This is a genomic window from Variovorax sp. MHTC-1 (genome assembly GCF_003984645.1).
Lineage (GTDB): Bacteria > Pseudomonadota > Gammaproteobacteria > Burkholderiales > Burkholderiaceae_C > Variovorax.
The window spans coordinates 1-8,418 of the sequence record NZ_RWKI01000046.1 but is presented as its reverse complement, the minus strand read 5'-3'; the positions used below and the strand labels follow the sequence as shown (position 1 = coordinate 8,418).

Genomic DNA, 8,418 nt, shown 5'->3' with positions numbered 1-8,418 from the left:
AAACTGCGTAGGCAGAAGGAGTGTTGTAGATGAAGTATCGAACGCGGACCTACTACACGGACAACCAGAAGGCCCTGCTGTGGGAGCGCTGGAAAGCAGGCGACAGCCTTCAACAGATAGCCCAGTTGTTTGATCGATCGCATTCGTCGGTCGAAGGGATTCTGTCCCGAACAGGCGGAATACCGCCGCCAGAGCGGTGCCGGTCCTCCTTGGCACTGACATTGGCCGAGCGCGAGGAGATCTCACGTGCTGTGGTGGCCGGCTTCTCAATTCGAGCGATCGCCAGCATCCTCGGGCGAGCGCCATCGACTGTTAGCCGGGAGATCAAGCGCAACGGCGGTCGAGAGGGCTATCGGGCTGCTCAGGCCGACCAGGCGGCGTGGGACCGCGGGCACCGTCCCAAGAGATGCAAACTGGCGAGGAACAGAGCCTTGGCGCGCATCGTTGCTGCCAAGCTCCAATCGCTGTGGGCGCCCGAGCAGATCGCGGGGTGGCTCAAGCATAGTTATCCTGGCGACGAGGACTTCCAGGTGTCACACGAGACCATCTATCGCAGCCTCTTTATCCAAGCCCGTGGGGCCTTGAAGAAAGGAACTGCTGCAGCATCTGCGACGCACGCGGGTCATGCGCCGTTCGCGCCATCACACGCAGAAGACCGATAACCACGGAAGAATCCTTGACACCGTATCGATCAGCGAGCGCCCGGCCACGGTGGAAGATCGGGCAGTGCCTGGTCATTGGGAAGGCGACCTGCTGTTCGGGGGCACGAGCAGTCAGATTGCCACCCTGGTCGAGCGTCAAACACGCTACGTGATGCTGGTCAAACTTGGGGGCACGGACACCGAGACCGTCGTCAATGCGCTGATCAAGAACGCTCGCAAGCTGCCGCAGGAGCTGTACAAGTCGCTGACCTGGGATCGAGGCAAGGAGATGGCGGCTCACAAGCGCTTCACCCTGGCGACCGACGTCCAAGTCTACTTCTGCGATCCGCACAATCCTTGGCAGCGCGGAACCAACGAGAACACGAACGGCTTGCTCAGGCAGTACTTCCCTAAAGGGATCGATCTCTCGAGCCATTCACAGGCCAAGCTGAATGCCGTTGCAAGACAATTGAACGAGCGACCAAGGAAGACCCTCGACTTCCACACACCGGCTGAGATGTTCAGCCAAATCGTTGCATCGACCGGTTGAATCCGCAGCCCCATTGCTGCCCCTCGGTCAGCCCCATACCGGTCGTAGAGGCAGCGAGCCGCGATTCGAGAGCCATCATCGCGACTAGACCTATCAGGCGCGTTCGCTTTTGAGCAGTGCATAAGCCATCTGGTCTCCTAACGCTCCGTTGCCAAGTCGGATTCGCTGACGAAAAGGCCCACCTTCGCAAGTAAACCCGATTCGCTCCAAAAGCTTGCAACTCGATGCGTTGCGCGGATCGGTGAACGCCTCGATGCGATGCGAGGCTATGTGCTGAGGTGAACGCTCCTTCAACCTAAAGATCGTCCATCTGCGGAAGCGGACCCTTCGACATTGCGGCATCCTCCAGGTATGCCACTCGAATACCTGCTCTTCGAATTGACCGACGAGGAGACCGGCGCCTGCAGCTTCGATTCGGATTGACTGGATCAGCCGGCCTCCGCGTCCCGGGCCAGCCCCGCATGCAGGCAAAATGAACCATGAAAGCACCCCCTCGACTACGGACGCTGATCGACGAGGGATTGATCGACAGCGTGGTTCGCCAGCTCATGAGCGGCAAGGAAGCGATGGTCTACGTGGTGCGCTGCGGGGACCAGACGCGCTGCGCCAAGATCTACAAGGAAGCGACCCAGCGCAGCTTCCGCCAGGCCGTCGACTACACCGAAAACCGCAAGGTCAAGAACACGCGTCTGCAGCGCGCGATGGCCAAGGGCACCAAGTTCGGCCGGCAGGCCACCGAAGCAGCCTGGCAAAGCGCCGAGGTCGATGCGCTCTACAGGCTGGCCGCGGCGGGCGTGCGCGTGCCCGAGCCCTACAACTTTGCCGACGGCGTGCTGCTGATGGAACTGGTCACCGACGAGCACGGCGATGCCGCACCGCGCCTCAACGACGTGGTGTTCACGCCGGAGGACGCGCGGCTGCACCACGCAACGCTGCTGGTGGAGGTGATTCGCATGCTGTGCGCGGGTGTGGTGCATGGCGACCTTTCCGAGTTCAACGTGCTGCTCGCCGCCGACGGCCCGGTCATCATCGACTTGCCGCAGGCCGTCGATGCCGCGGGCAACAACCACGCGCGGCGCATGCTGTTGCGTGATGTGGGGAATCTTGCGGACTTCTTCGGGCAGTTCGCGCCCGAGTTGCTTTCCACCCGCTACGGCGAGGAAATATGGAACCTCTACGAGCGCGGCGAGCTTCACACGGGCTCGGCGCTCACGGGCAGCTTCGCACGTCCGAGCGGGCCGGTGGACTTGGGCGGGGTGCTGCGCGAGGTGGAAGACGCGCGTGCCGAAGAGGCGGCACGGCTGGTTCGCATGGCGGCGCGCTGAAGCGGCGGCCGGCCTGCAATGCCTTCAAGTGTCGAGACTCGACACCAATGCGGGAAGCCCGACACCCGCCTGGATCTGCCAATCCATGGCGCAGTGGCCCGTCATGCTGGCGGCATCAGGATTGATGACCGAAACAGCGCAGCCGCGGCTACGCGCAGCGTCCGGCAGGCCCGCTGCCGGGTACACCAGGCCGGATGTTCCGACCACCAGCAACAGATCCGCACGCTCGATCGTGCGACGAGCCTCGCGCCAGACCGCCTCCGGCAAGCCTTCGCCGAACCAGACCACCCCAGGACGGATCAGGCCGTTGCAAGTGGCGCAGCGTGGAGGTGCCAAGCGCGTACTAATGCGCTCGGGTTCCGGCCCCGATGTATCCGCGAGGCCGACCCACGCGCGTCCGCAGTCGAAGCAGCGGGGCGCGAACAGGCTCCCGTGAAGATGAAGGACCGCCTTGGCACCCGCGCGTTCATGGAGGTCGTCGACGTTCTGCGTCACGATGGTGAGCGCCTCCACCCCAGTCCCGGCAGCAAGTGCGGTCAGCGCGAAGTGGCCCGCATGCGGAACGGCAAGCGACGCATGGCGGCGCCGCCATTCGTACCACGCCCACACCGTTTCAGGATCGCGCCTGAACGCCTCCGGCGTCGCAAGCGCCTGCGGATCGAAGCGCGACCAGAGGCCGCTCCCCTGGTCCCGGAAAGTGGGAATCCCGCTTTCCGCCGACATGCCGGCACCGGTCAAGACCACGATGCGGCGTGCGGTGCGCAGATGCGAGACGAGCGATGCGGGTGGAACAGCTTGGCGGTTCATGGCGCGGTTTCAGGAGGCAAGAGATGTTGTGCATCATCTAACTGCGCTCGGTGTACTGGAAGGGCTCGAAGCCCAATCGGTCAGCCGGCGTGGACTGCGGCTCCTCGGAGGCGTCCAGCAGGTCGGGACGTTCTTCCTGATGCTCTTCGTCGCACTGGATGCATGGATCGTCTTGGTTCATGGTTACCCCGGTGGTGCGGTACGCAGCTCGCTGACGCTGCTGTGAGCCTCAGCCCTACCTCAGGCATGCTGACCATTGCGAACAATACAAGGCTCCAACAAGGAAAAACCTCATGCTGAAGTGGGCCATCATCTTCGCCATCGTTTCGGTTGTCGCAGGTGTCTTCGGCTTTACCGGGATCAGCGCCGGTGCGGCAAAGATCGCGAAGATCCTGTTCTTCATCTTCCTGATCGTCGCCATCGTGTTCGTAGCCTTGGCGGTCCTGGGTATAGGCGCCATGGCGTCGTAGGCTCGCGACGCACCGCTTGTGACCGTTTCAGGGGGCTGGCGACACTCTCGACATGACCGACGCCGCCACTTCGCCTCCCACACGGAAGCGCTCGACGCGCTGGTTACGTTGGCCCATGATTTTGCTGGGCCCGCTCGCACTCTTGATGCTGGGCCCGGTGGGTGTGCTGGCGTTCGGCAACCTGGACTTGCACACGCCTTGGTACATGATGAGTCGTGAGAGCACCAAGCAGGCGCCTGACGCTGCATCCGAACGCGGTGCGGTCGTGCAGGTGTACGGCGCTCGCATCGTGCGGTGGCGCGGCGCCTTCGGCATCCACCCCTGGATCGCCGTCAAGCGCGCCGGCGCGGAACGCTATACCACGTACCACATCGTCGGCTGGCGGGCCCGACGCGGCGGGGATGCACTGGTCACCAGCGAAGTCGACGATCCGAGCGTTCAATGGTTCGGCGCCAATCCGCAGCTGCTGGCCGACCATCGAGGTGCCCGGGCAGAAGCCATGATCGACCAGATCGAATCTGCAGTGGCGGCCTATCCCTGGCGCTCGTCCTACCGCCTCTGGCCAGGCCCCAACAGCAACACCTTCGTGGCTTGGGTGGCCCGACAGGTGCCCGACCTGCGGCTGGACCTGCCACCCACCGCCATCGGCAAGGACTACCTCGGGTTGACCACCATCATCGACCACGCACCCAGCGGCACCGGCTGGCAACTGTCGTTGCTGGGCCTGGCGGGCGTGACGGTGGCACGCGACGAGGGCCTGGAGCTGAATCTACTGGGGCTGGGCTTCGGCATCGACGTGGACGACAGGGCCCTGCGGGTGCCGGGTTTTGGCCGGCTGCCTTGACGCAGCTCCTCAACACTTCAGTTCGAAGTACCTCTTTCGCGCCCCGTACAAATCAAACTCAGCCCGGGCTTTTGCTGCTCCTTGCGTCTCCCGGGCATCCAGCTCCAGCCTCGGGAGTTGACCATCGAGCCGCGCACATGCCTGCTGGTCTGGACCAGGCAACTTGACCCGTCGTCGAAGCACATCCATCCCTTCGGTAGACCGGCCGGTCAGCGGCTTCAAGGCGTTGTCGAAGACACGCTTGAATTCAGTTTGCTGGACGTCCTTGCCCTCGCGGCTCTGGCCGCTCATCTTGTCCATGCCTTGCGTGGGCGCCGCGTCCACGACGGTTGCGCCGATGCAGGGCGAATCGGAATACGCGACCTTGCCTGCCGTCTCGCAGCGGTAGACCGTTGGCCCCGCGCTGGCCATCGTGGGCATCAGCATGCAGGCCAAGGCAGATAGCAAAGAAAGGCGATACGACCTCATCATGGGCACGCCGCCGACTGGCACTCGCATCCACAGCCCCGGGCTTGGTGGCAATGGCACTCGCCGGTGCGCCTGTTGAAGTGGCAACCGCAGGCGTTGAGCCCGCCGCCATGCTCCACGGCCTCTTGTGGCGCACAACGGCCGAGCGTGGACATGGTGGCGCTCGGTGACGAGGCAAGGCATGCGAGCGCAAGGCACATGAGCAGTCTTGGAATGACCACGATCCGTTCTTCTTCTTGAACTGGGGCTTGAAGCGTGCATCAGACTTGCCGGTGCTGCGTAGAGGGCGGTTCCGCGGCGGTGCGCACTATTGCCGGTTTGGGCGGGGAGAATTCATCGGGCCATCTACAGGTTCACCACGTTCGAGAAGAACGGCAACAAGCTTCGCGTCTACTGGACCAGCGCCTGCCCCACGTGCCCACTCAAAGGGCAGTGCACAACCGCTGACTACCGTCGCATCCGCCGATGGGAGCACGAAGAGGTGCTTGAGCGCGTCCAGCAACGCCTGGACCGCAAGCCTGTCGCGATGACGCTGCGAAGGTGCACCGTGGAGCACGTGTTCGGGACACTCAAACACTGGATGGGCTGGACGCACTTCCTGACGAAGAAGCTGGAGCACGTGAACACCGAGATGAGCCTGCACGTGCTGGCATACAACCTGAAGCGGGTGATCGCGATCCTGGGTATTGCCAAAACGATGACGGCGGTGCGATCGATGGGGGCGTGAGCCCCCATCGATCGCCTTTGCGACTCTTGCAGCGACTCTGATGCGTGAGCAACTCTGAGTTTGCGTGACAAGACCACTGGATGACCCCGTGGAGCCGACAACGGCCACAAGGCCGCGTGTTCGGCATACTCGCAAGTCAACGCCGTTTGCACACGGCCTCGGCCGGTTGCGCCCGGCCTAGGGGTCGAGGCCCTCGACGCTAACGAGGCGCGCCGAACTGCATTCGTCCCGAATTGTCTTCAGGCCCTGGTAGACAGGACCGTTGTAAAAGGTCTCCCACGCCCGCATCGAAGGAAATTCGAGGAGGACTATTCTTCGCGGTGACCAGTCTCCCTCGTAGACCTTGTGAGCGCCTCCCCGGGCCAAGTACCTCGCGCCAGCAGCTTCGAGCGCCGGCTTAACCTGGCGCATGAAATCCTGGTATCGCTCGGCATTGCGAATCTCGACGTCAAAGACAACGTAGGCGGCCATGGCACCTCCAATACTCGGGAAACTCAGCTTACAGCGTTCAGGTCTTGAGGCATGGCGCAGGCGACCGACCGCTTGTGGCCGCTAGGCGGCCCCTTGCAGAAGTCGCATCGGCGGCGATATGTTCGGAGCGCTGTACAGCAAAAAAGCGGCCCCGAGGGGCCGCCTTTTGCGCTTCGAGGCGTCCGCTTACGGGCGGGTGACCGAGATCGAAGCGAAGCTGCGATCGAACAAGCCAGCCGTAGCCGTGAGCCCCATGCCAGGCAGTGGCAGCTGGACCATGCCGGCGCAGGTCATTGCCGCACCCGTGCGATCCGTGCAGGCATTCTGCTGGCGCAGACGCATACCATCGCGCGGACCGTTGACCTTCACAACGTCGATGCGCTCGGGGGCTTCGCTGATCGCGGGCCGACGGCGCTTGATCACGTCGCCTTGCACTTCGATCGTGGTAGTGGTGCGCGCCTCCAGTTGCTTCGCCTGGCCGATGCCGCCGGGCGTCGTGGCGGCCAGGATCTCGGTTTCCCAGTACGAGTTGACGGTGCCGACGGTGGGCATCGGCAGGGTCGCCTTCTTCGCTGCGAAGACCAGGCCTTGCGGGCCGTCCTGTGGATTGGCCACCAGGTAGACCTGGCCGTCCAGGCCGCGGAAGGGCAGGAAATATGCCGGGCGCACCTCGCCGTTGGCGATCTGGTTGAAGGCGCCGTTTTCGGCGTTCTTCACGATCCGATGCACTTCGCCGGCGGGCTCTGCCTCAAGCGTCGTGCCGATGTAGTTGGCGATGTTGCTCATCGTGCCTGTGGCCGCGTCCAGCGTGAAGGAGCCGTTGATCGGCGTCAGGGTCGCCATGGGGCCGACCCAACCGACGTAGTTCCAGTCACCGGCAAGATCCGCCTGCGATATATCTTGCTTCGGGAAGCCAAGGAAGGGCTTGCGCAGGCCGTCTTCCGGGAAGTGGCTGACGATCACGCCGGCGCGCGACACCACCACGTGCTCCACGCCGTCGATCCCGCCGTCGTCGCCGATGGTGAAGCGGCAGGCTTCGCCCGGGAAGGGCACCAGGTGGACCTTCTCGGGCTCACCGCCATAGAGCACCGTTAGGGCACGCGCGTCGACTTCGAAGGGATCGACCGAGAGCTGCGGGTCCTCGGCTTCCAGGCCCCAGTACGTCCCGCTGCGCAGCGCCGGGCAGGTGGTGGCGGAGGCCGGCACGCTGGCGAGGGCGGTGGGCGCCTCACCGGGTGCGGCGACCAAAGCGGCGGACAGCTGGGCCAGCGAGGTGTTCGATTCGGACAGCGCGCGGGCCAGCGCGTCGAGCTTCTGGTCCAGCAGGTTGCCGACGTTGCCGTCCACGGCCGGCACCAGGGTGCCGCGCAGGAGGTCGTCGCCGCTGAAGTCGATGATGCCCGATAGAGCAGACACGACCTTGGCTGTCGCCGCGGTCACCGCGCTCGAAGTCAGGCCGGCTTGTGCGCCGCCATTGAAGTTCTGGAAGAGATTGGCCGCCGGGCCGCCGGTCAGCTGCGCCACCAGCAGTTCCGACAGGGGCGTCACGTTGGCCACCGCGGGCAGCGCCGCGCCCGTCTCGACAATGGAGTGCAGCGTGGTGCCGTCCTTGGTCACGCGGATGACGCAAGGCAGAGCACCGTTGGTAACGGCGAGCTCATACCGGCCGTCGGCCACCGTCGTCGCACTGGCGGTGCCAGTGGCGCACTTCGCTTCGACCTGACCGGAGGCGATCGGAGCGCCGGTTGCTGCGGTGCCGGTCACAGCAAGGGTGGTAGGGTTGCCGCCGGAGCTCGTCGGTGGGATGCCACCCGTGCTGCTGCCGCCGCCACCGCACGCGGCAAGGATGGCCACCAGACAGGCGGCGCTCGCTAATTTGGTCATCGAGTTCATTTACGTTATGAAACAGCTGTAAACGCGCGAATTCTAGGGAGCGCCCCGCGTGTGTGACATCTGTGAAGCGGTGTGTTCACCAAGTTGTGAACTATTCCCGATCGATGTGGCGCCCAGTGCACAGCCTTGCAGACGCTGCCAAGTCGAAGCAGGGACGCTGTAGGCGATGGTATTCCGCGCGCCTCGTTCAATCTTCCGCTCCCCGGACCCGGAACGTCCGCC

Annotated in this window: 8 protein-coding genes and 2 pseudogenes; 5 read left to right on the top strand and 5 right to left on the bottom strand. The window is 64.1% G+C overall.

What is annotated here, in order from left to right; genetic code table 11:
* Window positions 1–29: 29 nt before the first annotated feature.
* Window positions 30–1,191 (top strand): annotated as a pseudogene (locus EJI01_RS27855) (IS30 family transposase).
* 479 nt (window positions 1,192–1,670) lie between these two features.
* Window positions 1,671–2,516 (top strand): PA4780 family RIO1-like protein kinase, encoded by an 846-nt coding sequence (locus EJI01_RS27850; protein WP_126840349.1) that lies wholly within the window; start codon window positions 1,671–1,673, stop codon window positions 2,514–2,516.
* A 24-nt stretch (window positions 2,517–2,540) separates the two neighbouring features.
* Here EJI01_RS27850 and EJI01_RS27845 read toward each other — a convergent pair whose 3' ends face one another.
* Window positions 2,541–3,323, bottom strand: a complete 783-nt coding sequence (locus EJI01_RS27845) for an SIR2 family NAD-dependent protein deacylase (RefSeq protein WP_126840348.1) — start codon at window positions 3,321–3,323, stop codon at window positions 2,541–2,543.
* Window positions 3,324–3,360: 37 nt separating this feature from the next.
* A complete protein-coding gene (locus EJI01_RS29010) occupies window positions 3,361–3,504 on the bottom strand; it encodes a hypothetical protein (protein ID WP_185879099.1) in 144 nt (47 codons plus the stop codon).
* Window positions 3,505–3,616: 112 nt separating this feature from the next.
* On the opposite strand from EJI01_RS29010, the gene EJI01_RS27840 reads away from it, so the two are divergent.
* Both EJI01_RS27840 and EJI01_RS27835 read left to right on the top strand, forming a co-directional pair.
* The gene (locus EJI01_RS27840; protein ID WP_126840347.1) at window positions 3,617–3,793 is read left to right on the top strand and encodes a DUF1328 domain-containing protein; all 177 of its coding nucleotides are present in this window, start codon (window positions 3,617–3,619) and stop codon (window positions 3,791–3,793) included.
* Window positions 3,794–3,908: 115 nt separating this feature from the next.
* Window positions 3,909–4,637 carry a DUF3750 domain-containing protein gene (locus tag EJI01_RS27835; protein WP_126840346.1) on the top strand — a complete coding sequence of 243 codons (729 nt, stop codon included), beginning with the start codon at window positions 3,909–3,911 and terminating at the stop codon, window positions 4,635–4,637.
* 9 nt (window positions 4,638–4,646) lie between these two features.
* Here the strand turns inward: EJI01_RS27835 and EJI01_RS27830 are convergent, their stop codons facing one another.
* Window positions 4,647–5,063, bottom strand: coding sequence for a DUF4124 domain-containing protein (locus EJI01_RS27830; protein WP_260602724.1), 417 nt, complete (start codon window positions 5,061–5,063; stop codon window positions 4,647–4,649).
* A 385-nt stretch (window positions 5,064–5,448) separates the two neighbouring features.
* Between EJI01_RS27830 and EJI01_RS27825 the strand changes: the two are divergent.
* A pseudogene (locus EJI01_RS27825) lies at window positions 5,449–5,832 on the top strand (transposase); the annotation flags it as partial.
* 177 nt (window positions 5,833–6,009) lie between these two features.
* Here EJI01_RS27825 and EJI01_RS27820 read toward each other — a convergent pair.
* Window positions 6,010–6,303: a DUF1330 domain-containing protein gene (locus tag EJI01_RS27820; protein ID WP_126840344.1), complete on the bottom strand. Its 294-nt coding sequence runs from the start codon at window positions 6,301–6,303 to the stop codon at window positions 6,010–6,012.
* A gap of 186 nt (window positions 6,304–6,489) precedes the next feature.
* Window positions 6,490–8,196, bottom strand: a complete 1,707-nt coding sequence (locus tag EJI01_RS27815) for a hypothetical protein (RefSeq protein ID WP_126840343.1) — start codon at window positions 8,194–8,196, stop codon at window positions 6,490–6,492.
* Window positions 8,197–8,418 lie beyond the last annotated feature (222 nt).

Coding starts and splice junctions, on each gene's coding strand:
- EJI01_RS27830 (WP_260602724.1), bottom strand. CDS start 5,063: ATGCTGATGCCCACGATGGCCAGCGCGGGGCCAACGGTCTACCGCTGC.
- EJI01_RS27850 (WP_126840349.1), top strand. CDS start 1,671: ATGAAAGCACCCCCTCGACTACGGACGCTGATCGACGAGGGATTGATC.
- EJI01_RS27845 (WP_126840348.1), bottom strand. CDS start 3,323: ATGAACCGCCAAGCTGTTCCACCCGCATCGCTCGTCTCGCATCTGCGC.
- EJI01_RS27820 (WP_126840344.1), bottom strand. CDS start 6,303: ATGGCCGCCTACGTTGTCTTTGACGTCGAGATTCGCAATGCCGAGCGA.
- EJI01_RS27835 (WP_126840346.1), top strand. CDS start 3,909: ATGATTTTGCTGGGCCCGCTCGCACTCTTGATGCTGGGCCCGGTGGGT.
- EJI01_RS29010 (WP_185879099.1), bottom strand. CDS start 3,504: ATGAACCAAGACGATCCATGCATCCAGTGCGACGAAGAGCATCAGGAA.
- EJI01_RS27815 (WP_126840343.1), bottom strand. CDS start 8,196: ATGAACTCGATGACCAAATTAGCGAGCGCCGCCTGTCTGGTGGCCATC.
- EJI01_RS27840 (WP_126840347.1), top strand. CDS start 3,617: ATGCTGAAGTGGGCCATCATCTTCGCCATCGTTTCGGTTGTCGCAGGT.